Annotated in this window: 19 protein-coding genes; 8 read left to right on the top strand and 11 right to left on the bottom strand. The window is 47.2% G+C overall.

The genetic code is table 11. From position 1 onward, the window contains the following. Positions 1 to 157: 157 nt before the first annotated feature. The 3 genes from O3C43_18555 to O3C43_18545 all read left to right on the top strand — a co-directional run bounded on the left by O3C43_18555 (position 158) and on the right by O3C43_18545 (position 3,997). On the top strand, positions 158 to 1,003 hold the full coding sequence (locus O3C43_18555) for a mechanosensitive ion channel (protein ID MDA1068492.1): 846 nt from the start codon (positions 158 to 160) through the stop codon (positions 1,001 to 1,003). 213 nt (positions 1,004 to 1,216) lie between these two features. Then, positions 1,217 to 2,392, top strand: coding sequence for an N-methyl-L-tryptophan oxidase (solA, locus tag O3C43_18550; protein ID MDA1068491.1), 1,176 nt, complete (start codon positions 1,217 to 1,219; stop codon positions 2,390 to 2,392). 81 nt (positions 2,393 to 2,473) lie between these two features. Continuing rightward, positions 2,474 to 3,997, top strand: coding sequence for a GDSL-type esterase/lipase family protein (locus O3C43_18545; protein ID MDA1068490.1), 1,524 nt, complete (start codon positions 2,474 to 2,476; stop codon positions 3,995 to 3,997). Positions 3,998 to 4,018: 21 nt separating this feature from the next. Here O3C43_18545 and O3C43_18540 read toward each other — a convergent pair whose 3' ends face one another. Next, positions 4,019 to 5,047 (bottom strand): aromatic ring-hydroxylating dioxygenase subunit alpha, encoded by a 1,029-nt coding sequence (locus O3C43_18540; protein MDA1068489.1) that lies wholly within the window; start codon positions 5,045 to 5,047, stop codon positions 4,019 to 4,021. A gap of 94 nt (positions 5,048 to 5,141) precedes the next feature. On the opposite strand from O3C43_18540, the gene O3C43_18535 reads away from it, so the two are divergent. Next, complete coding sequence (locus O3C43_18535; protein MDA1068488.1) at positions 5,142 to 6,584, top strand: sodium:solute symporter family protein; 1,443 nt, start codon at positions 5,142 to 5,144, stop codon at positions 6,582 to 6,584. Positions 6,585 to 6,625: 41 nt separating this feature from the next. On the opposite strand, the gene O3C43_18530 is transcribed toward O3C43_18535, so the two are convergent. The 5 genes from O3C43_18530 to O3C43_18510 form a co-directional block, all read right to left on the bottom strand. Next, positions 6,626 to 10,837, bottom strand: a complete 4,212-nt coding sequence (locus O3C43_18530; GenBank protein ID MDA1068487.1) for a DUF1080 domain-containing protein — start codon at positions 10,835 to 10,837, stop codon at positions 6,626 to 6,628. A gap of 140 nt (positions 10,838 to 10,977) precedes the next feature. Next, the gene (locus O3C43_18525) at positions 10,978 to 12,261 is read right to left on the bottom strand and encodes a serine hydrolase (protein ID MDA1068486.1); all 1,284 of its coding nucleotides are present in this window, start codon (positions 12,259 to 12,261) and stop codon (positions 10,978 to 10,980) included. A gap of 22 nt (positions 12,262 to 12,283) precedes the next feature. Beyond that, positions 12,284 to 13,579: a serine hydrolase gene (locus O3C43_18520; GenBank protein MDA1068485.1), complete on the bottom strand. Its 1,296-nt coding sequence runs from the start codon at positions 13,577 to 13,579 to the stop codon at positions 12,284 to 12,286. A gap of 157 nt (positions 13,580 to 13,736) precedes the next feature. Continuing rightward, positions 13,737 to 14,312, bottom strand: coding sequence for a thymidine kinase (locus O3C43_18515; GenBank protein ID MDA1068484.1), 576 nt, complete (start codon positions 14,310 to 14,312; stop codon positions 13,737 to 13,739). A gap of 105 nt (positions 14,313 to 14,417) precedes the next feature. Then, positions 14,418 to 14,966: a DinB family protein gene (locus O3C43_18510; protein MDA1068483.1), complete on the bottom strand. Its 549-nt coding sequence runs from the start codon at positions 14,964 to 14,966 to the stop codon at positions 14,418 to 14,420. A gap of 264 nt (positions 14,967 to 15,230) precedes the next feature. On the opposite strand from O3C43_18510, the gene O3C43_18505 reads away from it, so the two are divergent. Further along, positions 15,231 to 16,661, top strand: coding sequence for a sulfatase (locus tag O3C43_18505; GenBank protein MDA1068482.1), 1,431 nt, complete (start codon positions 15,231 to 15,233; stop codon positions 16,659 to 16,661). Between the two features lie 59 nt (positions 16,662 to 16,720). Then, complete coding sequence (locus tag O3C43_18500; protein ID MDA1068481.1) at positions 16,721 to 16,963, top strand: hypothetical protein; 243 nt, start codon at positions 16,721 to 16,723, stop codon at positions 16,961 to 16,963. Here the strand turns inward: O3C43_18500 and O3C43_18495 are convergent, their stop codons facing one another. Further along, the gene (locus O3C43_18495) at positions 16,964 to 17,095 is read right to left on the bottom strand and encodes a hypothetical protein (protein ID MDA1068480.1); all 132 of its coding nucleotides are present in this window, start codon (positions 17,093 to 17,095) and stop codon (positions 16,964 to 16,966) included. It abuts the gene before it with no gap. 187 nt (positions 17,096 to 17,282) lie between these two features. Between O3C43_18495 and O3C43_18490 the strand changes: the two genes are divergently transcribed. After that, complete coding sequence (locus O3C43_18490; GenBank protein ID MDA1068479.1) at positions 17,283 to 20,855, top strand: hypothetical protein; 3,573 nt, start codon at positions 17,283 to 17,285, stop codon at positions 20,853 to 20,855. 64 nt (positions 20,856 to 20,919) lie between these two features. Here O3C43_18490 and O3C43_18485 read toward each other — a convergent pair whose 3' ends face one another. The 3 genes from O3C43_18485 to O3C43_18475 all read right to left on the bottom strand — a co-directional run bounded on the left by O3C43_18485 (position 20,920) and on the right by O3C43_18475 (position 21,972). Next, on the bottom strand, positions 20,920 to 21,345 hold the full coding sequence (locus O3C43_18485; protein ID MDA1068478.1) for a potassium channel family protein: 426 nt from the start codon (positions 21,343 to 21,345) through the stop codon (positions 20,920 to 20,922). Positions 21,346 to 21,503: 158 nt separating this feature from the next. Continuing rightward, positions 21,504 to 21,764: a type II toxin-antitoxin system RelE/ParE family toxin gene (locus O3C43_18480; protein ID MDA1068477.1), complete on the bottom strand. Its 261-nt coding sequence runs from the start codon at positions 21,762 to 21,764 to the stop codon at positions 21,504 to 21,506. Beyond that, complete coding sequence (locus tag O3C43_18475; protein MDA1068476.1) at positions 21,751 to 21,972, bottom strand: CopG family transcriptional regulator; 222 nt, start codon at positions 21,970 to 21,972, stop codon at positions 21,751 to 21,753. The genes O3C43_18480 and O3C43_18475 overlap by 14 nt, the downstream gene beginning before the upstream one ends. 427 nt (positions 21,973 to 22,399) lie before the next feature. Between O3C43_18475 and O3C43_18470 the strand changes: the two genes are divergently transcribed. Continuing rightward, positions 22,400 to 22,672: a hypothetical protein gene (locus O3C43_18470; GenBank protein ID MDA1068475.1), complete on the top strand. Its 273-nt coding sequence runs from the start codon at positions 22,400 to 22,402 to the stop codon at positions 22,670 to 22,672. Positions 22,673 to 23,210: 538 nt separating this feature from the next. Here the strand turns inward: O3C43_18470 and O3C43_18465 are convergent. Then, positions 23,211 to 24,167: a PQQ-binding-like beta-propeller repeat protein gene (locus O3C43_18465; protein MDA1068474.1), complete on the bottom strand. Its 957-nt coding sequence runs from the start codon at positions 24,165 to 24,167 to the stop codon at positions 23,211 to 23,213. Between the last annotated feature and the right edge of the window lie 77 nt (positions 24,168 to 24,244).

Raw genomic sequence — 24,244 nt, 5'->3', positions numbered from 1 at the left:
CAGTATTAATCCTGTGTGTCCGAATCCACCAAGAACTTTTATTTGTCTCAACTAAAGAAAAACTGATTATTCAAAGTGCCCATTAGTCAATTCCGGGTATTTTCTGATGACTGCGTTATTAAATCATTCTCTTCACAGTAACTAAAATACATTAATTATGGACTTCATAAATACAGCTATTGAAAAAATACAAGCTAACGGACCGGGCTGGATCACAGCCGCAGTCGTAGCCCTTCTTATTTTCGTAATAGGAAAGTGGCTCGCACGAAAAATCACGGACTTGGTCAAAAAGGCCATGGGCAAGGCAAAAATGGACGAAACGCTTATTTCGTTCCTAGGCAATGGCGTTTATATGATCCTTATGGTCTGTGTGGTATTGGCCGCATTGGATTACCTGGGCGTTAAAACGACGGGCTTCATCGCCATTCTTGGTGCCGCAGGCTTGGCTGTCGGTTTGGCCCTTCAAGGTTCATTGGCAAACTTTGCCTCCGGAGTTCTTATCATTATGTTCCGTCCTTTTAAAAAAGGGGATGCCGTTGATGGTGGAGGTGTATTCGGAGTCGTTGAGGAAATCACCATTCTAACAACTGTTATGCGCACTCCCGATAACAAGGTTATCATAGTGCCAAACTCTCAAGTCATGGGAGGTGCAATTACCAACTTTTCTACAAAGCCTACCCGCCGCGTGGATCTTGTTATTGGTTGCGGATACGGCGACGACCTGAAGAAAGTACGTAGCGTCCTTGAAGGAATCCTGGATAACGACACACGCATCCTCAAGGACCCAGCTTACACCATCGGGGTATCCGAACTTGGTGACAGCAGCGTGAACTTTGTTGTTCGCCCCTGGGTGAACGCTGCCGATTACTGGAACGTATACTTCGAAACCCTTGAGGCTGTTTTTAACCGCTTTGGGGAAGAGGGAATCTCAATTCCTTACCCGCAAACAGATGTGCACTTATTTCCAGCACCGTCTGATGCAGGAGAGAAAGCCGCTTCTTAAACCCGAAGTATCTATACTCTTCATACAAAACCCGGTTGCAACAGCAGCCGGGTTTTTTTCATATCTATCCGGTTAGAATGCCCTACCCTCATTTGATTCAAATCCAATTCCCGAGCTTATCCTGGAACCGTAGTTTTACTCGACGGCGTTGTCATTTTCTTCATCCTTGAGTCTCATCCTTGAGTCTCATCCTTGAGTCTTCAGCTTTGATCTATGCCTTCCGCCAATAATCATTTTGACGTCATCGTTCTAGGAGTCGGTTCCATGGGATCCGCAGCTTGCTACCATCTGGCCAAACGGGGATCCAAGGTCCTAGGTCTTGATCAATTCGAAATTCCTCACAATCAGGGTTCACACCATGGAAAGTCCAGGATGATTCGGAAGGCCTATTACGAAAACCCGGACTACGTACCTTTACTCAACCGAGCATACGAATTGTGGGACGAGCTTCAGCTAAAAGCCTCAGAACCTATCATTAATAGGACAGGAGCCGTCTACTTTGGCTGCCCTGAAGATTCGATCGTTTCAGGTGCCCTCCATTCAGCCAGACAACACCAATTGCCACACCGTTTCCTCAATGCTTCAGAAATACAGGAGACCTTCCCCTCCTTCTCATTGCCTGATTCCTTCATAGGGTTATTCGAAACAGATGGAGGCTACGTCCGACCTGAACAAGGCATAGTAGAACATGCCTGGCAAGCATCAGGAGCAGGGGCAAAAATCCTGACCAATACTCCAGCCCTGAATTGGAATGCGACTCCTCAAAGTGTGGAGGTCAGGACAGCCGAGGGCACACTGTTTGCCGACCAGTTGATAATCAGCGCCGGTGCCTGGACCCAACGCATTTTTAAGAACCTGGGAGTCCAACTTACCGTAACGCGTCAGGTCCAAGCCTGGTTTGAACCGGAAACGAATCCAGATAAATTTAGTCCGGAAAATTTCCCCTGTTGGTTTATAGAAACGGATCCACCTTACGGTCACTATGGTTTTCCGATTCTTCCCGGTCAGAAAGGATTAAAAATAGCCCAACACAAACCTGGCATCCAAATCCCACTGGCTGAAATAGGAATGGCACTGGAACCACCTACCCCGGCTGAGCTCAATTCGCTTAGAGAAATACTCGCTCAATACATCCCTGGTTCAGCAGGACCATTAATCAAGTCCTGCACTTGCCTGTACACGAATACTCCTGATCAACATTTTATTCTTGGGAAACACCCCGAAAACAACCGGGTCACCATCGCAGGAGGTTTCAGCGGCCACGGTTATAAATTCGCGAGCGTGATAGGAGAAATTTTGGCCGATCTCGCAATGGATGGAAGTACCCGTCACCCTATCGAATTTCTCAGTCTTGATCGTTTTTCAGGTGATCCGTCCAGGAGTTGCTAATTAACCAACATCGAACAACGACAAAAATCTTTCTACTCATCCCCAATGGGTTCACTCTAAATTTTCACTCGATAACACAAAATGAAAAATTGTTTTTCTCTCCTTCTAAGCACCTTCCTTTTCATGGTAGTAGCTTCCATTTCAACCGTTGCTCAACCAGCCTCCGTAGTTCCAATATCCAGGTTGGACCAACCATCGTGGAAAGACCGCTATGAGAATAAACTGGCGGAAGCTGCCAAACGAGGAGAGGAGGTTGAACTGCTGTTTATCGGCGATTCAATTACCCATGGATGGGACACCGGGTTATGGGAGGAAAACTTTGCTAAATACGGAGCCTTCAATCTCGGAATCGGTGGTGATCGAACCGAGCATGTGCTGTGGCGCATAGAGAATGGAGCTCTAAAGAACCTGTCCCCTAAAGTGACCGTGCTTATGATCGGAACCAATAATACAGGTCAAGCCGAAGGCCAACCCGCTGCGGAGACTATTCAAGGGATCAGCGCAATTCTAGATGAACTTAACAATCGGCTACCCGACACCCAAGTTATCTTGCATGCTATTTTTCCTCGTGGAGCCACAACCGAAGACCCGAAACGAATAGTTAACGCAGAGATCAATAAAGCCCTTCCAGCTTTGGCGGCTGAGAAAGGAGCCGAATTCCTGGATATTAATCACCTTTTTCTCGAACGAGATGGAACCCTGCCTCGCAATATCATGCCGGATCTTCTGCATCCTAAAAAGGAAGGATACCGACTCTGGGCTACCGGATTGAAGCCGTCATTAGATCGACTTTTCGGAGAGAAAACTCGAACTGTATCGCCAACTGTGATTCCGCTTTGGCCTACAGGCGTTCCAGTACCGCACGACGCTTCCCTGGTTGAAACCAGTGAAGCAAGCGCAAAAAATGGTGGAGGTGTGATTACACGTGTCACCAACGTGGCAAATCCCAGCATCACCGTTTACCCAGTAAAAGGACGTCGCCCCACTGCAGGCGTTCTCATTTGCCCGGGAGGAGGATACGGCATACTCGCGTGGGACTTGGAGGGCGAGGAGATTGCAGAATGGCTCAACTCGATTGGCATAACGGCAGCCGTCCTTAAATACCGGGTACCTAATAACCGGGAAGGCGCTTTACAGGATGCTCAACGCGGAATGGGCCTCATGCGAAGCAAAGCTGAAGAGTGGAACCTGAATCCAGAACAAATCGGTGTACTCGGATTTTCTGCAGGTGGACATCTTTCAGCCACTTTGAGCAATCAATGGAGAAAACGAATCTACCCGGCCGTCGATGCAGCCGACGCCCTTTTGTGTCGTCCGGATTTTACGGTCCTGGTTTATCCAGCCTACATTGGAGACCAAGAGTTTAACATGGTTTCGGGTTTTACCATGGATGCCGATGCACCACCGGCTTTCATCGTTCAGACTCAAGACGACATTAAACATTTTCCAAGCGCAATCGCCTACCACACCGCCCTTATAAAGGCCGGCATTCCCTCAGAGCTCCACACCTTTCCAACAGGAGGACACGGCTACGGCCTTCGTCCAAGCGCGTACCCGGTTTCTGGATGGAAAGACCTGTGTCGCGATTGGCTCTTGAGATTGTAAGTATCTTCAGGTTCAGGAAAGTCAGGCAGTCATATCGCCTTCGAGACCCCGCTTAATCATCCAATGCCTTAGAGCCAGGGATGCCTTGTCAGCCTTGGCATGCACTTCTTGAGCAATGTCCAAAGGAATCTCTTCCGGTTTCTGAAGTTCAACTATGGCGCGATCTTCGTAGATAATTTTCTTCTCCCAGGCTAACAGGTCTTCCACAGGAACGTCGTGGTCAAAGTTGCGATGAAATACAGCGATAATTTGAGCTTTGCGAGCTGAGACAGGAGCGATGTTAAAATGTATGACATGCTCACGGTCGCCGGGATAGCTAATCACCGTTCGCGTGCAAAACGGGAGAAACAAAGTCCGTTGCATGTGGCGGTCCAACTCTGTGGCATTTTCAATGGGTGAGTCCCCGGGATTCGAGGCTTTGTAATCGAACTCCATTATCATGGTGAATTCGTTTTGGGCGAATGCATATTCTGCCCCCATAGTTGCACTATCCTCTTTCCCAAAACTATTTTGATGCACGAACGAGAAATGCGCGTTATCGATAAAGTTCTCAATAAGGCGACCAGCTGAACAGTCCCAGATTTCCGGTCCCAGGTGAAAGCGGCGATAATTTCCATCACTTTCCTCAGGCTCCCAAACAGGAATTTGATTCGTCGGCTTCTCTCCCAGACACACCCATATAATTCCGTAGTGTTCTTCGTGAAGTACAGTCTGCAATCGAAGCTTATCCGGAATTTTCCACTCAGGATGACTGGGGACCAACACACACTTTCCGTCTCCATCGAAACGGTATCCATGATAAGGGCACACCAAACAACCGTCCTTCACCCACCCTTTGGACAGAGGTGCTCCGCGGTGTATACAAACATCCTTCGCCACCACATAGCCGTCGTTCGAACGAGAAAGAACCAGATCCACATCCAGCAGTTTCTTCTGAATCGGCGATTCACCTATCTCAGCTTCGAGTGCCAGCGGGTACCACATATTTGAAAGAATCTTCCAATCGTTCTCAGAAAACGTGCATTCACGTGGATAAGCTAAAGTGGTCATGAGCTGAAAAAAGCATGGGGGGTTACTCAAGGTGGTCAATTATCAATCATAAAAGGATCGCAGCTAAAGCTACTCCTACACTTAATCTTTATCGATGACTTCTTTTCAACTTTGGGCATCGGCCTTTTTACTCATCTACTTGGGCTGGTTACTTTACTTAACGTTCAAATCATTCCAAAGGCCATCGAAGGATTTAGGTGAGTTCTTTTTGGCCAACAAGTCTGTTAAATTCCTCCCCTCTCTTCTTACGTTCTGGGCAACTTATTTTAGCGCGGCGGCGCTGATTGGTGGAGCCGGTTATTACTACATCCACGGCGTAGGAAATTTTTTATTCGCGTCATTGGGCTATGTCATTCTGGCAGTGATCGCAGGAACCATAGGCAAGCGTATGTGGAGATTGTCGCGCGAGTTTCCAAACACGAGATCTCCCATTCAGCTATACCTAAAGCCGTTCAATTCCCCAACACTTGAACTATTCTTCATTGTGGTATCCCTCGCATGCCTGGTTCCCTACCTTGCGGCACAGATAACCGGCTTCGCCCGAATGCTGGAAAGCTCTCTTGGGTTACCTTATGTCGCAACCGCAGCTTTTGCCTTGGTAGTCATTTATTTTTATTCCGAGTCCGGCGGATTGTCTAACATTATAAAAACCGATGTCATTCAAGCGATGCTCACAATTGCAGGGTGCATCGCGGTAACAGTTGTCTTTGTTGGGATTTATTGGGCTTTCGACTTGAATCAATTTATCGCGGACGTTGACAGTGTCTCAACCCCTTCCCTCCTTAGTCTGCCGGGTCCCCAGGGACTCTATTCACCCGTCAATGTTATCGGCCTGGCCCTACTCATTTCTTTAGGTGCAACGCCTATGGCTCATAATGCCCAGCGTTTTATGATCGTGAAGGAAGAACGTTATCTGACCCTAATGATGTTTATCTTTCCGTTTATGGGCATCATGTTGACCGTCATTGCAGGTACGCTGGGCTTAGGTGGAGCCGTTATATTTCCCGGTCTAGATAGCGGAGATCAAATCATCGGCGAAATAATGACCACGGTGCCAGCGGTGCTGGGAGCCCTAGCTCTTGTGGGAGTTATCTGCGCAACCATGTCGACCGCAGATTCTATTCTTTTAAGCATCGGTTTTATAGTCAGCGAACAGTGGTACAGAAAAAAGGAGGCATCCCATACAGGTATCCTAAAACTCAACCGCTGGTTCACGCTCTCGATAGCTATTTTCGCTTTTATCGCCAGCATTAAGCCCGAACTGGTTTCCGAACTGGCCTTCAATGCTTTCGCTGGAATGCTTCAGCTAGCGCCTGCCATGATCGCTGGACTCTACTTTCCAAAGATCGGAGCCAAATGGGCAGGTGCAAGCGGACTTGTTGGACTGATCATAGTAATCGCCTCCAAACTTGGGTGGTTGGACTCTTTGTTGCCTGCCGGATATCCCGGGTACCTGGCAGGGTTTATCGCGGCAGCGGTAGTTGTTGGAGCTGCTTTAGCTGCGAATCGTATATCGAAGGTGTTCAATCGCAGCTAAAGCAGCTCCTACAAAAAAACCGCCACTGTTCACTCGTCACATCACAAAGTCGTCAGATACTTTAACAGCTCAACTTGTTGAGTTTCATCCAGGGTATCCATCAAACCTGGAGGCATCATGGACTGAGGCAGTCTGGTAATCTTTTTTACTTCCGATTTTGCGAGCGTTATCAAATTAGAAAGAGTCTGAATGGAAACAGCAGTGTCGTTTTCGTTTTCGATCATCCCGGAAACGGTTTGCCCCGAATGCGTTTCAACCAGAGTCAGTTCGTAATCGCTACCCACTACCGCATTGGGATCGATGATATTCTCCAGAAAATAACGGGCACCATTTTCACCTGAACCTGTCAGGTCGGGTCCAAGAAGCACTTTATTTTCGTTGGGCAAATGACACGAAGAACAGAGGGATTCAAAATGAGATTTACCTTCCTTGACCTTGAAAGCCCAGAGAGGTGCTTGCGAATAAAACGTATCCAATTTCTCAATCTTAGCTGCAACATCCTGGGGCGATTCTTTTACCCTACCCCAAACGCGGGAAAGTCGTTCCTCCACTTCCGGACTGTTAAGCACACTCATTTCGCGAGCATGGTAGGCGCTTAGGTGCTTTTTAGGTATAATCCTTTTTTCAATAGCATCTAACAAGGCAACCGCCATGGGTTCCCGTTTGGTGAGCGCATTGATCGCTGCCTCTTTTTCCTTCTCACTAAACTGATCGAATCGTCCAATCAGTAATTCGGCCATATCGGATCTGTCCAGCTGGGGAGATAGTTCAATGATAGCAGTTGTGAAGTCTTCATCGTCCAATAGAGAAATAAACAAATCGACCGAGTCCGAATCTTCCGCATCTGCCAGAATGCCAAGCGCATTCAATCTTTCATCAAGAGGTGCATCGGTGTCGGCCAGGATGTCGCGCATTTCCGGATAAATGGAGGTGTCTCCAAATGTGGAACCAATTACCCGTGCCAATTTGGCGATACGTTCGTTAGAACTATCGTACAACTTCCCGGAAACAGATTTCCATCTACGCGGCATATTGAGATCTCTCTGGCCTTCCAGCCCTAGTGCAACCGCCTCAATCAATGGCTCTTTGTTTTTTGCAGATCCCAGAGTTTTTAAACTCCGATCCAACGCTTTCCCTTGAAGATTGGCACTAAACCAAATGGCATAATCAAACAGTACATCTATCCTGCTTTTATCCACCAGACGAAAGGCACGATCGGGATCTTCTCTCATCAACTCAGCCAGTCCATACCAAATCATTTTAGGCAGGTAACGGTCGTCTTTGTCTTCCTCATGCCGTACCAGAGCCTCGCACACTTTCCAGGCAGCCGATGAGCTTATTCTCTGCATGGCTGATGCCAGATATAAACGCACAACTGGTGATGAGTCAGACTTGGCCAATTTCGTGAAATGGTTCTGCATCCGGGTGGACGCCTTCTTTTCATCCGTCAGTAACTGAATGGTCCAGGCGCGAACGTATTCATTTTCATCTTTCAGGAACTCTTGAGCGGCAGAATCATCAAGACTCCCAATAGCAAACAAGGCCCAAAGCGCTCGTAATCGTCTCGCCGGATCTTCATGATTAAAGCCCATCGATTCCAGCTGTGCTTCGGTATCCCTGGAAAGGGTACCTTGATTATTACGTTCCTGAAGTAGCCGACGCGCCGTCCGCGCATACCAATCGTTTTGATGAAGCTGGTAATTAACCAACTCAGCATCACTTGCATTTTGCAGGTCGACCTTGACCGGCTGAAACGTTTCCGCCCAAGCCATACGGTAGAGACGACCATTCCCACGATCCCATTGTTCTGCTTTGGGATTATGACATTTCTGCAGGTCTACCCAATCACTGAAAATGACGCTACCGTCTGGTCCGTACTTAAGTTTAACTCCGAGGTAAGTTGATTCGGGAGAATACAGCATATCGAAACCTCCATGCACAGTGTTATAACCACTGCCCTCACGAAGGTTAACCTGGTGGTTCATCTGGTGACCATGGATGTTATGGGTAAACAAATGATCTCGGTAAGTTTCCGGCCAATTGTCACCGAGGTAGATCATGCTCCCAACCGGGGCGTGTCCGCCGTAAACGGCCCGGCTTCCAGGTTTACCAGCACCTCCTTCTCCATGTCCATAACGTGCTGACGCAAATAAGTAGTTTGGGAAATGATCGAAATTCTCAAGAGCATTATTCGCTATAAAATCAGCATGTCCTTTATTTGACTGATTCCAGAAATGACCTCCCTGGATGACGTAGGTGGAGAAACCGCGCCCCCAACGACTCCGGCAATGGGTCATGAACAACTGTCCCATTTCATTAAAATCCAGACCCCAGGGATTACTACCACCATAGGCAAATATTTCAAACTCATGCCGTGTTGGATGATACCTCCATACTCCGGCTGTAAGAAGCAGTCGTTCCTCATCCGGAACACCCGGCTTCCCAATCAGTGCGGAATTAAAAATACCCTGATTACCATATAACCATCCATCGGGACCCCAGATAAAACTGTTCAAGGTTTCGTGAGTATCCTGATAACCGAAACCATCCAGCAGCACGATTGGCTCGGAATCGGGCCTGTCGTCCATATCCCGATCCGGAATAAACAACAACTCAGGTGCTGCTCCCACCCAAACCCCGCCAAAACCCAGCTCCAATCCACTGGCGAGGTTGAGACCCTCAATAAACACTTTACGCGTCTCATAGCTTCCGTTGGCATCGCTGTCTTCAAAGATCACTATTTTATCCAGACCCTCACCTTCCTCGCGTTTGCTTGGATAGCTGTGTGCCTCGATCACCCAGATACGGCCTTTGGCATCAAAAGTAAATGCAATGGGTTGATGCAGGTCTGGTTCTGCGGCAATGATGTCGACTTGAAAGCCTTCGACTACGGACATAACCCCCACCGTTTCCGATCCATTACCTGAAGGTTCGATCGGGTTTTGAACCAGGTGTGCAAGGATCGGATTTTCACGAACCCTCGCACTCGCTGAAGTACCCGCTTCGTGGGGACGATCGGCATAAAACCGAAAGTCATCGTAATTAATGTGACCCCAGGGGACCGAAATCTGATCTTCAACACGAATAAAAACTTCCTTGCCCAGATGGGCACTGAGGTCGAAATAAACGCGCTCCATTTGCTCCCGGTTATGCCCGCGGAAACTCTGAATCACTTTCCGGGAGTCCTCATTCAACACCACCTCAACACTGCAGGAAAGTCGACCACCTCCTCCCACCAATAGACTTGCCCACGGATGATCGACGACAAAGGGAACAGAAGTTAAAGTGCCCGTTTTGCTGTCACCCTTATTCTCAAAACCGGTAATGAAGTAATCACCTTCCTTACCGCTCAACTGATCCGGCCAGCGTTCACTGATCGTATCTTTTTTTACCGGTTGTCCGACAAACGCTTCTCCTTCAACCATCCAATCGTTTAAAGTCCCATCTTCGAATCCCAGGTTCAAATGTCGCCCATCTGCTGTCTTTGGAATGATTCCCGGCGTAGGCTCCAGAGCCGAGTGTGCTGCAACCACATCGAATGAATGATCCCCCGGTTGAAGCTCCCGGAGACGTATGTTTTTGAACTCAACCAATGTTGGTCCACCGCTGTGAAGCTGAAGCGCCAGTTGCCCTGTCAGATCTCTTTCGCCGGCTTCCCGATCAATCAGTTGAGAGAAAAGCGTCCCATTAACATAGACCGACACAAATTCGTCGGAGGCAACGATCCTATAATCGTTCCATTCGTTTTCACGGAACAACACAGCATATTGATCTTTGTTGGCAAAACCCTGCTCAAGGCGACCTCCCTGTTCGTCTATTAAAACCCGTACCCCGCGCTCGACCAGCAACTTGCGGCCGTGTTCGTCATAAATACGTCCAAGCCACATGGCACCCATATCGAGGTCGGCTTGATACCCTTTAACCTCATTGATGCCCGTGGCCTGACAACGAAATTGGATGCCGGAGTTCGCCCGGGGATTTCCTGAAAGACGAAACTGAAGCCGAAGCTCGAAATTGGCTACGTCTCCTCCCCGCCAGATCAGCCAGTGGTTTTTTTCAAGCCGCTCTCCCTCAGGGATTTCACCGATAATCGAACCTTCCTCAACGCGCCAGTATTCGGAGGATCCCTCCCAACCATTTAGGGACTTTCCATCGAACAAACTCTTATAAGTACCTGCGCCCGAATTAGCAAACCCGAGACAGGTTATGGAAACTGCAATAATGGAAAGGACAAATTTTAATGAAACATGCATGAAAGGAACCGGTGTAGAAGACAATGAACGTATACGAACGAGCAGCTTTACTAAAGGAGAATGAAAAGCCGATACAATAAGAAGTCCCTAAACCTGGAATCCGCTATTTTTTTCCAGGAAAGGGAAAATCCTCCACGACATTAATCATCAATCGCCTGAAACACCAACTGCCTGAATTGCCATCGTGTGTCGTCGGTTTTTTGCCCGAAGGTTTGTTTTAAAATGATTCCAATGATTTGTTCTTTAGGATCCGCAAAATACTGGGTATTGGCCGCTCCACCCCAACTGAAGGTTCCCTCACTCCCGAGGCCTCCCTGGGCAACTCCCTTGTCGTTCAATACACTGAATGCCAATCCGTATTGACTGGCGGGGGACGTATCCACACCGGAAGCCATCATAGTCTCGATGGTAGTTCGGGTGAGTAGGCGCTTACCATTCAACTCACCACCGTTCAGATACATTTGCAGGAAGTTTGCGTAATCGGTGGCTGTACTCAACAAGCCTCCTCCGCCGCTAAAAAGACTCTTCGCACCTTTGAAGGGATAGTCCGGATCAATGGTTCCGTCCCCAATGTAGGAAACCCATTTTCCATCCTTTGGACCATGCGTTAGAACCAGACGGTCGACCTTATTTTCAGGCAAATAAAAATAAGTATCCTTCATACCCAGAGGTTCAAATATTCGGGAGGAAAAGAATTCATCCAACGGCATTCCTGAAAGAATTTCTACGAAGTAGCCCAGCACATCAAGGCCCATGGAATAGGAGTATTTTTCTCCTGGATTAAAATGAAGGGGCAACTTCGCCAGCTTCTTGATGTTGTCGGAAATTAAAACATGTTTTTGAGTTACCGCTTCAATGATTCCAGCTTCTTTATAAATGAGGCGTAAACGCTCATCAGGATCGATTGCACCATAGCCGATTCCTGAGGAGTGCGTAAGTAAATGTCGAATGGTGATCTCCTGATTGGCGGGAATGGTTGTGTAGCTCCCAGCAGTGTAATTATAAGTATCCAGAACCTGCGGGTTTTTAAATTCTGGAATCCACTTTGAGATAGGATCATCCAGTTTAAACAATCCTTCTTCCCACAACATCATCACTGCGGTGGCAGTGATCGCCTTCGTTTGAGAAAAGATGCGAAAGATATCATCCTTCTTCAGCTCCCGCCCGATCTCGGCATCGGCAATGCCAAAAGCTTTGTGATAAACAATTTTGCCGTCCCGAGCTACCAGTGCCACGAGGCCGGGAACGTCGCCATCGGCAATGGCCGATTCCGCCATTTTATCAATTCGCGCCAAACGTTCCGGCGACATCCCTACACTTTTGGCAGAACCCTTGGTTAAAGGAGGTGATTTCTGAGTAGAAGGTGTCTGTCCGGAAAGCGAAACACTCAGACTTAGACAAATGAGGATTAAGAGAAGCTTCATAAAATGTTATTGTTTTTCGTAATTATTGATCATCAATCGCCTGAAACACCAGTTGGCCAAACTGCCAACTCGTATCATCCGTTGTCTGATATCGAGTTTGCTTCATTATGACTCCAATAATCTGTTCATTGGGATCTGCAAAATACTGGGAATTAAAATAGCCTCCCCACCTGAAGGTGCCAGCGCTTCCCGGTCCACCAAAAGCAACTCCCTTTTCATTCAACAAACCAAAGACCAGTCCGTAATCTTCGGTTTCCCTATTCAGCGCCACCTGAGGAGACATAATGGTATCAATCGTTGTCCGGCTCAAAAACCGAATACCATTGAGTTCACCATCATTGAGGTACATTTGCAAAAAGGTCGCGTAGTCCTGCACCGTGCTGGTTAACCCAGCGCCTCCACTGAAAAAGGCCTTCGCACCTTTGATGGGATAGTCAGCATCGTAGTATCCTTCTACTCCAGTGTACTTTACCCATTTGCCGTCTTCTGGTTTTTGCACGGTGACCAGGCGATGGGCTTTGTTGTCCGGCACATAGAAACCAGTATCCTCCATTCTCAACGGATCGAACAAACGGGTTTTCAAAAACTGGTCGAAAGGCATTCCGGACACCACTTCGATGAAGTATCCCAGCACATCCAACCCTTCGGAATAACGATACCCATCGCCCGGATGAAAGTGCAACGGGAGCTTCGCCAACTTCTTTACGCTATCCCCAATGGTTACCGGTTCGGTAGTGAACAAATCAGTGATCCCGGCTTTTTTGTAGATGAGTTTCATGCGCTCATCCGCGTCAATGAGGCCATACCCAAGGCCGGACGAGTGTGTCAGCAAATGCCGAATCGTGATTTCCCGATTGGCGGGTATAGTCGTGTAAGTTCCGCTGGTGTAGTTGTAACTATCCAACACTTGCGGGTTCTTGAATTCCGGAATCCATTTTGAAACTGGATCATCGAGTTTGAAGAACCCCTCCTCCCAGAGCATCATGACTCCTGTCGAAGTGATCGCCTTGGACTGAGAAGCGATTCGAAAGATGTCGTCCTTCTTCATTTTACGACCACTTGCATTGTCGGCTAATCCAAAGGCTTTGTGGTAAACAATCTTTCCCTTCCGGGCAACCAATGCCACTACACCTGGCACATCATTATCCGCAATGGCGGACTCGGCCATCGTATCAATGCGAGCCAGACGCTCGGGCGACAGACCAACGCTTTGTGGTGAACCCGTACTGAGTGGAGCCGATTTTTGGATAGACGGCGTCTGCCCCGAAAGGCCCAAAGTTAAAGTCCAAAGGGTAAGAAGAAGAAAAGCACGATTCATGGAACCAAAGAAAATAACTAAGAAAGGATAAGACAACTCAGTTATTTCAGATGAGTATTTGCCATGAATTTGCAGGAACTGCTTTAGCTGCGATTTCCCTGGGAGTGCAAACCCCAGCTTGGCATTTTCATTATCAATTCAAAGCCAACCCTACCATTTATACCATAGCCTCTCGAAAGTGCTTTCTGCATAACGCCACGTACCGTTCGTTTCCGCCGATCTCAACCTGAGCTCCTTCCTTAACTGCTTTTCCATCCGGGCCCATCCGCAGATTCATCGTGGCCTTCTTTCCGCAATGACAAATCGTTTTGAGTTCATGGATACGATCAGCCCATGCGAGCAAAGCCATGCTTCCTTCAAAAAGATTTCCTTTAAAGTCGGTCCGCAAACCGTAACACAATACAGGGATTCCCAGATCATCAGCCACCGAACAAAGTTGCTGCACCTGATCACGGGTAAGGAACTGGCACTCGTCAATCAAGACACAAGCAAGACTACTCCCCTTATGTTTGCAGGCAATCAATGCAAGCAAATCTTCCGTACTTTTAAATTCGTAAGCGTCACTACTCAGCCCGATGCGGGACACTATTTTCCCAGTTCCCTCGCGTTGATCAATCGAAGGTTTCATGAGAAGGGTTTTCATCCCTCGTTCCTGATAATTGTAACTCGATTGCAGTAAAGAGGTGCTTTTGCCCGCATTCATCGCGGAATAGTAGAAGTATACTTGGGCCATTTCGATAGATGATGTTTTCACTTGGCGCTCAATGCCAAGCAGAAATAAAAAACGGCACCGATCAAAACCGGTGCCGTGGCGAAATGATATAAATGGTTTCTCTGCTTATTGGCTCCAGGGTGGAACTACACCTGAAGAACGTGCGTATCCGATAAGTTGCCCAAGGTGCTCATAACAATGACCACCTGCAAGCATCACTGCCTGCATTCTAGGAGCTTCTTGTCCAAACAATTTAATGTTCTCATTGAGACTTGCTTCGTCGAGGGCTCTTACCGCCTTTTTGGCGTGGGCGATGCTGGCTTTAAGCACTTTAACAGTTTCGGCTTTGGTAGTAATGGTCTTCTCGAATTGGCGAGGATTAACTCCTTCGGGTGTTTCAGCACCAAACATACCGGCAAAGAAATAGTTGGCACTGGCCGCGTGCAGAATCGCTTCGCGAACCGAACGTACGCCTTCCGCAGGACGCCACTCCATTCCGTCTTCGGAAAAAGCTTCCGCCAATTGAACCAGCTTATCCGTTTCACTGCTATAATGAGCCAGGAACGATTTTTGAAAAGTCGTGAGGTTTTCACCTGATTTGTGGGCTGCGCCAAATACAGATGCGGTCAGCCCAATCAAGAGCAGGGTCGATATTAGGAATTTAGATTTGATCATAATGAGTTTTATTGAGTTTAGAAATGAATAGAGTCGAACAACCTCACAAGAAGGTGATTTTGAGAACAGACATTATTGAAGAGCCTGTAGACTGACGAATATTCCAAAAGTTTCCAGCCAGAACCACTATTATTCAGAACAGAGTTAAGACGACAATCACATCGCCGCAGTTCTAACACCTGAAATCTGCCTACCAGGCGAATCGATAACCACTGACCCGCTTTCAGTCTTTCGCTTTAATAACTTTCTGATCTGTGTGAACTTATGTTTTCTTATAAAGCACTTCGATTACTCCCATTCCTCCTTATAGCTCTTTATTCTCAGCTCTTCGCTGCCGACCATTCATCTGTGGTGAGCGGGTCGAATCCAAACATCATCTACTTGATGACGGATGATCAGCGGGCCGACACGTTGGGTTGCATGGGGAATTCCATCATCCAGACCCCGAATATTGACAAGATGGCTTCCCAAGGCGTGCTGTTTAAAAACGCGTTTGTCACCACAGCCATTTGTATGACCAACCGGGCTTGCGTGTTCACCGGACAATACGCCGCGCGCCACGGGATCATAAACTTTGGCAACGACTTTACCGCCGAACAGTTGAGCAACACCTATCTTGCTCAACTCAAAAAAGCCGGGTATCGAACCGGATTTATCGGAAAGTGGGGTGTTGGCGATCCAAAGCAGGCCGACGGTATTCTCGACTTCAACAAAGGGTTTCCCGGTCAAAGCCATTACTTTGAAGGGGACGTAAAGGAAAAGAAAGGCCAGCACCTCACAGCCAAGATGGGAGATCAAGCGATTGAATTCCTGGAGGGCTGCGATACCCGTACACCCTTCCATTTATCCATTAGTTTCAAGGCTGCCCACGTTCAGGATTCGGCTGACATTTATTCCGATCAATTTCCTTCCGATCCTGCATTTGCCGATCTCTACAGCGACATCACGATGCCACGACCATACACAGCAGCCGCGGAATACCATGACCGCATGCCCGACTTTTTAAAGAACAGCATCAATCGCGACCGTTGGGCCATTCGCTTCCGTTCACCAGAAACTTTCCAGAAGTCGGTCAAAGATTATTACCGCCTCATCACGGGCGTCGATGTAGTTGTTGGTCGGATTCGGGAGCAACTGGAGAAACAGGGCTTTGCCGACAACACTGTCATCCTGTTTACCTCCGACCATGGTTTCTTTCTGGGAGAATACGGCTTTGCCGGAAAGTGGACACCTCATGAAGTTTCCATCCGTATCCCATTAATCATTTACGATCCTCGACTGGATCCATCTCAGAGCGGCACATCCCGAGAGGAAATGGCCCTGGCCATAGACATGGCCCCCACTCTACTTGAATACGCCGGTGTCTCTGTTCCGAAAGGGATGCAAGGCGTCAACCTCAAGCCTTTGGTAGATGGCGCCGTACCAACCGACTGGCGCAGCTCTTTCTTTTACGAGCATTGGTTCACAGCCCAAGGTCGCATCGCTCTCAGTGAGGGCTATCGCGATGAACGCTGGAAATACGCCCGCTACCTCGTCCCTGGAGAAGAAGAGAAAGGAACCGCTCGCTGGGAAGAACTCTACGACCTGGACATCGATCCCAACGAAACAGTCAACCTCGCTGGCGAGCCACGCTATCAAAATCAACTTCAACGTCTCCGCAACGAATGGGCAACTTGGCGAGAAGCGGTGAAATAGACCTATTCTTCGAGGTTTGACATCGCTCCTAACCAATTTTAACTTGTTCGTTTTCTGGGATGGATCTACTTTTTCCTACCATGGTTCGCGTCCGGCATAAGCCGTTATCCCTACAAATAACCTTTAGCTTCTACCTGATTGCCCTAGGTTTCACCTTGTGCCACACAGTCTACGCGGACGATGCGGCCAGTGAAATAGTCGCGATAACGTACGGATCCAACGCACCGGGAACGGAGCAACCGTTTGTAAACGTTTCAGTCCCAGTAATCAGCAATGACGGCACGGTTGGTTATTTAGGATAATTAAATCATCCACTCTTTATCGATGACGGTGTCTGGGCACATCCCAAAGAAGGTAGCCCGAAGGTCGTTGCGTTGGCCGGCACCGAATCCCCATGGCCATTCTCTGATACTAACTCTAACCCCGTAATTCATGGACAGATTAGATTCTTTTTTCTGGGAGACCATGATATCGTGATCGCAGGAACTCAACGAGGCCTGGTTATAAATGATCTATTTGGTGTTGAATCCAGCTTCTAACGGTCCTCCTGATTCATTATTGCCGAACGGGGGAGGATTTGGTTGGAGTAACCCGATATTCTCCACCTTCGATCCGATTACAATGTTTACACAGCGACCGGATCCGGAATTTAACTTTGATGACCTGATCGCTTATAAAAACTCCGCTATCACTATTATAGCCAAAGGAGGTGCCCCTAGCGGAACCAGTGAGGAAATTCCCTTTTCCAATCTGAACGCCTTCCAGAGCATGGTCACCAATCCAAGGGGAGACATGGTAATCCATGCCTCCTACAATCCCCTGGATCCCAAATGGACTTTTTTTAATGGAACCGGGATATACAGCTATCAAGGTGATGGACTAAAATTGGTATTTGAAAGCGGAACTCCTGTTTCAAACGAACCTTTTCTGGGAGACTTCGCCCTAACCCAAATAGGCAATCTCCCACGCTTGGCGTCAGTAAGCTCAGCGGGAAGAATCGTGTTCAATGCCAATTCAATGCTGACAAATCAGGTGGCAATACTCGAAGCCTCAATCGAAGGCGGTGAGGTACGAGCTGTCATTGTTGGTGGCCGCACATTCACTACCATTGAGGATGAAGAAGTAAGCTTGGAGGGTGTTCTCTCTCGTCCAGTTGTGAATAAATTGGGAGACATCTATTTCAGGGCTAGGGAACCTCAATTTATAGATAGTTTGTGGAGATTTTCCAGTGACAGACTCAAACGCCTGGTGAAGACGGGTGGTGTAGCCCCCGGAACGGATGGGGCGACACTGGCAAGTATAGGGCACTGGGTTGTAAATGCTAAAGGACAAGTGGCGATGCTCGGTACCCTCGAATTGGGCGGTGTTCCACTCGTTACTCCAGACAACAACTTTGGCCTTTGGTTGTTGGATGAGGAAGGCAACTGGGGTCTGATCGCGCGAACCGGATCCGAGCTCATCATCAACGAATCCAACTACGGAACGATCAAGGAATTATCCTTCGAAACCAATGGAAATGAAGGCACCGGAAACGATGAAGGCATCATGAGCGGATTGAGCGATATTGGCGAAGTGGTGTTTCTGGCAGAGCTGACCGGTGGCATTGTGGAAGGCCAAAAAGCTATTGTTCGTTCCAAATTAGTTCGTGCATCTGGAGACGACTACTTTTGGAACGGGGCAGCAGGAAACAATCTGTGGTACGGCAAAAATGGAGATACCAGTAACTGGGAGGACAATCAAGACCTCAACTGGGTAAACCCTCCCGGAGGCCGCGAAACCGAAAACGTAAAGGTGACGTTCGCTGATGTTGTGTTGGAAACCAAGAGTGCTTCTATCGCAAAAATTGAATCCGGGGGGTCACTAACGTTGAAGCAGGACCTGCATTTGAGCGATTATTCAAGCATCGATAGTCTAGATCTCACCAATGGGGCGGAGATAGTACTCCAAAACAATACTTTAACACTCACAGGCCCAAATAACAAATTTAGTGACGGAGTCATCAAACGAATCGCACCACACAATTCACAACTAATATTGGATCCAAATTCGGTTCTAAAAGTTCAATCGACTGGATCAGAAACAGTAACGATTGAGCCTCTCACAATTAACAAAGGTACGATGAAACTATTCTCAAACCTTCAATTGAAAGCAGGGCTGGAGAATAGACTAACGATTGAGCAATCGGGACCAACACATATCTCAGGAGGTCCGCTGCTATTATCAACAAACTCTGATCTTAAACAAATTAGCGGTGGAAGTTCTGTCGATTCGCTCGACGTTGATGGAGGTAGGGTCTCGTTGGCAGATTCGACATCTCTGAATCTGGAAAATAGTCGTTGGAAACGACCAGATAGCCGCGGCGAGTCAACAGTCTATATTGGCGAAGCTGCGACTCTGCTGCTTGAAGGACGAGCAATTGGCGACGACAGAAATCACAAATTCGGCTCGGGAAAGTTTATAATAGATGGCCCCGGTGAGTTAATGGTGATTCAATCTGAATTGGGCGTACTAAGCGGAGGTGCGCCCGTTCTTGATGCGGCAAATGTTCGCTTCGAGGATTCTACCTTGGGATATGCACTATCTGACGACTTTTTGAATCTGGGAGGAGGCGCTGACAGAAAAGTTCAACTTTCTACTAAATCTCACATGGGCACTCGACCAGCCGTCCTTTTTAGGTCTACCGGAAATTCGAGGACGACCTCAATTCTTCTGGAATCTGTTGTTATCGATAGTTATGCGAACGCTCAATTTGAAGGAAGCATTTTCGTCAATGATAGTGATTTTGTTAATTATAAAGAGGGAAAGTTGTTGTTCAACAACGCTTCGTTTAATCACATTTCGAAGATAGATAGTTCTATCCCTGTCCCCCAAACGACCATTTTAACAGGCAACCTAAATGCAGTTTGGAATTTTGGAGATCTTACCTTCTCAGGTTCGGACAACGAATTGGGAGCCAACGCAGCGTTAATAAACTTTGAAACCGTCTCTGTCGGCCTTGGATCAAAATTATCTTTTCTGAGTAAGCGAAATTTTACAGACGGTGTGTTTGGTGATGGCACTTGGAACGTAGGTGGGAAAGTGGATATCCCAAAAAACATCCAGATTACAGGCATCGCAAAAACCGCCCGATTGAATATTACAGGGTTGGGTGAGTTCGGTGATTTACCAACAAAAATACCGGACGGTTTCGTTCTCAAAGGCATACTTGAACTGAACAACGTTACTAATGCCAGAGTGGGAGGATCTATATTGATAAAGAAAAAAGGGAAATTAATCCTCAACGATTCCAATTTTGTTGTAGACAATTTCTTGATCCTGGATGACGGATCCACTTTCGAGGGGGAAATATTCTTCCAAGGTAATATCTTAAATGGTGGAGAGCTGTTCCCTTATTCATTTTTCGGCTTTCCACCTGCTAATGAAAACCAAATGCAAGTGGATAGCGGGGAATCTGGAGACCTGATCTCAGTAGCTTCTACTGGAACTGCCACCATCACCGGAGATTACGAACAAACCACCACAGGTTCTATTGAAATAGAGTTGGCAGGTTATGAACGGGAAACGGAATTCGACTTTGTAGATGTAACCGGAAATGCGGTACTGGATGGCGCCTTGAAAGTTGTCTTGATCGACGACTTTGTCCCTCAGGCAGGCGATCGCTTTGAGGTCCTAAACGCAGGGACAATCAGTGGGACATTTTCAACAGTCGGCATGGATCCGTTTCGCGAAGATCTCGAATTCAAAATCGAATACTCGGATACCGCAGTCACGGTCGAGGCAGTCTCGAAATTGAAAACCTATGAAACCTGGGTAGCGGACACCTTTTCCGCCGATGACCAGGTAAACGAATCGATTAGTGGTCAGAGCGCAAATCCAGACACAGACACTTGGCTGAACTTACTGGAGTACATCTTTGCAACGGACCCGAACCAAATCACTTACGGTGTGTTACCGATATCCGGGTCGAGCGAAGAGGCCGGAAAGCTGGATGTTTCCTTCCCCTGGGCAAACGGAATCTCGGATGCGACCTTCGAATTGGAGTGTTCCTCCGATATGGAAGATTGGGCAACGACCGATGCCTACACTTCCAGTATTCTCAGCGGCGAAACAGCCGGCCGAATTAACCTCGAACTCGATACCTCCAGCCTACCCTCAGACACCAAGTTCTATCGCCTCCGTTTCATCCTGGAATAGCGCCCAGAAAATTCTGCCAATCAAAAACCTGAGATCTTTGAACCAATAACCGCGAGGCGCTAGACTATCTGGAACTCCAGAAACGTTGCATTTCAAAATATAGGAACGAGGCCGTCCAGGTGATAAGCACCAATCCGGTTAACGATTCAATTCCGGTTAAAAACCTTATTCGGCCAGACGGCTCAACATCCCCAAAACCTAAGGTGGTAAATGTGGTGGATGAGAAATAGAAACAGTCCAATAAGGTTCCATTAAAGTTTCCTATCAAGCTCCCCCAATCATCCTCATGGTGCATGAAATAATAAGCCAGAGCAAATACCCAGATCTCCACTGCGTGTGCAATCAGAGCACCAAAGACTCCCATCACAATCCTGAAGCGATGTTTGATCTTCATTTTTGGCACCAGGAGAGTAATGCGAAATAGGAACTCGTAATGGATAACCACCGCTATCGAGACAACCAGGCTATTTAATAAAAAGACCGCTATCATGTTCTTATCATTTATGGCTACTATCTCAGAATCAATCAGATCTTCCGAGCAGGCAATAACCATTGAAAATTTGAGAAGATGTCCCGTTCTGACAATCGTGGGCAGTTCCACTGCTCGTGATTTCTTGTGCAACTCACCTAAGAGGAGCAAATTGTTCTCTATTTTTTGTATACATCTCGACGGTGTCCGACGTTTACTATGACAATCAGCACTGTCTCATCGAATATCTGATACAAAATGCGATAGTCTCCTTGACGGATCCTATATTTTTCTTCTCCGGAAAGTTTCTTTGAACCAGAGGGTCTTGGCTCTTGTGCCAGGCCGCGTATCCGCTCAATGATTCTTTCCTGATCTTTTCCTTTAATTTTTTGAAGTTCTTTTCCTGCAGACTTTTTGATTTCGATTCTATATTCGTCCATCGTTTTTCAGAGTCTTCAGGAAACTTTCAAAATCCACTGTGGGTTCGGACTCTCGATTCCTGAACGCTTGTAAGTCTTCCAAATCCTCGGCCAGGGCTTGCTTAACTGCGTCATTCACTAAGTCAGATACGGAGGAAGATGCTTCGGCGGCTTTTATTTTAAGTGCACGATGTAAATCTTCCTCAAAATACACGGTTGCTCTTTTCATGTGACAGATAACGGAGTTTTAACGCTAAAACGTCAATAATCCTTTTCGGCCATCGTAAAGGTTTCTCAAGAAGAGGAGCATAGCTTCTCGGAATTGAAACACCTGACTTGTTGAACTTTACTTTTTGTGGTCACAATCATGTCAAAGGTAGTGAAACAAACCATTGAGCAAATGAGTCCCAAAATTGTGGCGTCGTTTTGAGGGTCTTGATTGTGTGAATAAACAAAAATAACCCAAGGGCACAGGGAAACACCCACTTCCCCATCTTGGATTTTCGCTCTAGGATGATAAGGGTGATAAGAATAATATAATCGGGAGCAATTCCCAGGTAGGACCCCAAAGGTCTTTCGATGCCTAAGACATTCACGAAAAACCGTATCATTGTTGGTTCAATCAATGCCATCCCTGCTACGATCATTCCTCTCGCGTGGATTTGCGGCTTCTTCTTAAAATAGATCGCGAAGCCGAATCCAAACGAAAAAATGAAAAGATCTTAAAATGGGATCCACAACCTCCAGCCAAGGTCTTCGGCGTTCGGGTCTGCCCGGTGATGAGCGAGCAGCATTACAGAGATGAACAGAATGGGGACAAGCAGGTAGGAGAACTTTCCAATCTTTTGTGGAGTTTCAGTTTCTTTTGCCGAACGGGAATCGGTTGGGTGATGAGGAATGCCACCCACAGTAGGGCAGTCACTGTATGAAAATGGAAGTAGTGAGAAAAATCAGCCGTCCCATCGAAGAATTTTGAAAAGTAAGTTGGCCAGAATGCCACGAAAACCAGCACCAATAGTCCGGCCGCGTAATACTCAAGGTTCTTTGCAGTGAAATTCTTTATCATTATCTTTGTCCACGCTAAAGAATAGAGGGAAGCCTTCACGGAATTTTATACCTCGACTTGTTGAAGATTGGGGAGTTGGCCTGAGGAATTCATTGGAATCTAAGAATAGAAATCTAAATAAAAATACTAACTAGAAATAAAGTAGTAACAATACAGAATAACCATGAAGCGGATTTCTTTCTTCTCCAATTCTTAGAAATAACAGAATTTGGATGAGGGTTAATTGGAGGGGACGCATAAGAAATACTCAGTGAATACAATACTTTCAGGCTGAGCAAGGTGGAAGTTGTCCTAGATAACAAATCGGGAAAATGACGCAAAATAGTTCGACCGCCCATGTAACAACTGGAGAAGCTCTATCTCAATTAGGAAGTCCGGAAAACTTCCGTCAGCAATGCCCCTTAGCCGTCGATGCGATAAAGATGCGTCGTTGTCCTGAGGAGGATGGAGTTTCCAACCGCGGCAGGTGAAGCGAACATACCGTTGTCCAATTTGTTCTCGCGAACGATGGTGAAAGTGTCGTCATGTTTAAACAATCTGCCTTCCCCAAACTCATTGAATGCATAAATGAGACCGTTGGAATGAATGAGCGACGCGGAATGGTTTCCTCCTAACCCATCTCGCCATATCATTTCGCCGTCCTCAGTATTCAAACAGGTTGCCACTCCTCCGTCGTCCACCATATAAAGTCGCTTGTCCAGGACCAGAAACGAAGCTCGACGTGGAACGTTCTTTTTATACACCCAAGCAATTTTAGAATCAGTCACATCACCTTTCCCATCTGGACGGATCGCAAGAAGATCCGCTTTACCATACCCGGTTGAGACGTAGACCTTCTCACCATCGAAAAAAGGTCTGGCAGCTGCGGAATGACTCGGAAAATCGACATGCCAGATTTCCATACCAGTCATGGGATCATAGGCAAAACAGGATTTCGCTCCTACACTTATCAGCTGATCCTTCCCATCAACAGTAATAATCAATGGCGTATTGAAACCTTTTCGTTCATCCCCTTCTTTCTTCGGAATTCCTTCCAGAAGATCATTGAAATCCGTTGTTCGACCCGTTTTCCAAACTGTTTTGCCGTCCGCTTTATTCAAGGCGGTAACATACTGATGATCGACACCATCCATAGTGAGGATGAGCAGATTCTTATATAGAACCGGCGAAGAGGCTGGCCCACGGAAATGACGACAGTTGACATCGCGGCGCAGCCATTGAATCTCTGCTGTTTTCGGATCTATGCAGGCCGTCCCATAGGTTCCATAATGCAGGTAAACAAATCTTCCATCACTGACTGGTGACGGGGTTGCGTAAGTATTTATTCCAAACCCACCCACGGTATTTTTATTTGGCACGGTGATTGACGAGCATTTGGAATGGGATACCTAGATCATGCTGGGATTTTTCCTGCATGCACGGCCAGGAAGCATCC

The organism is Verrucomicrobiota bacterium (assembly GCA_027622555.1).
Taxonomy (GTDB): Bacteria; Verrucomicrobiota; Verrucomicrobiia; order Opitutales; family UBA2995; genus UBA2995.
This window is presented reverse-complemented; position numbering and strand designations above follow the sequence as displayed.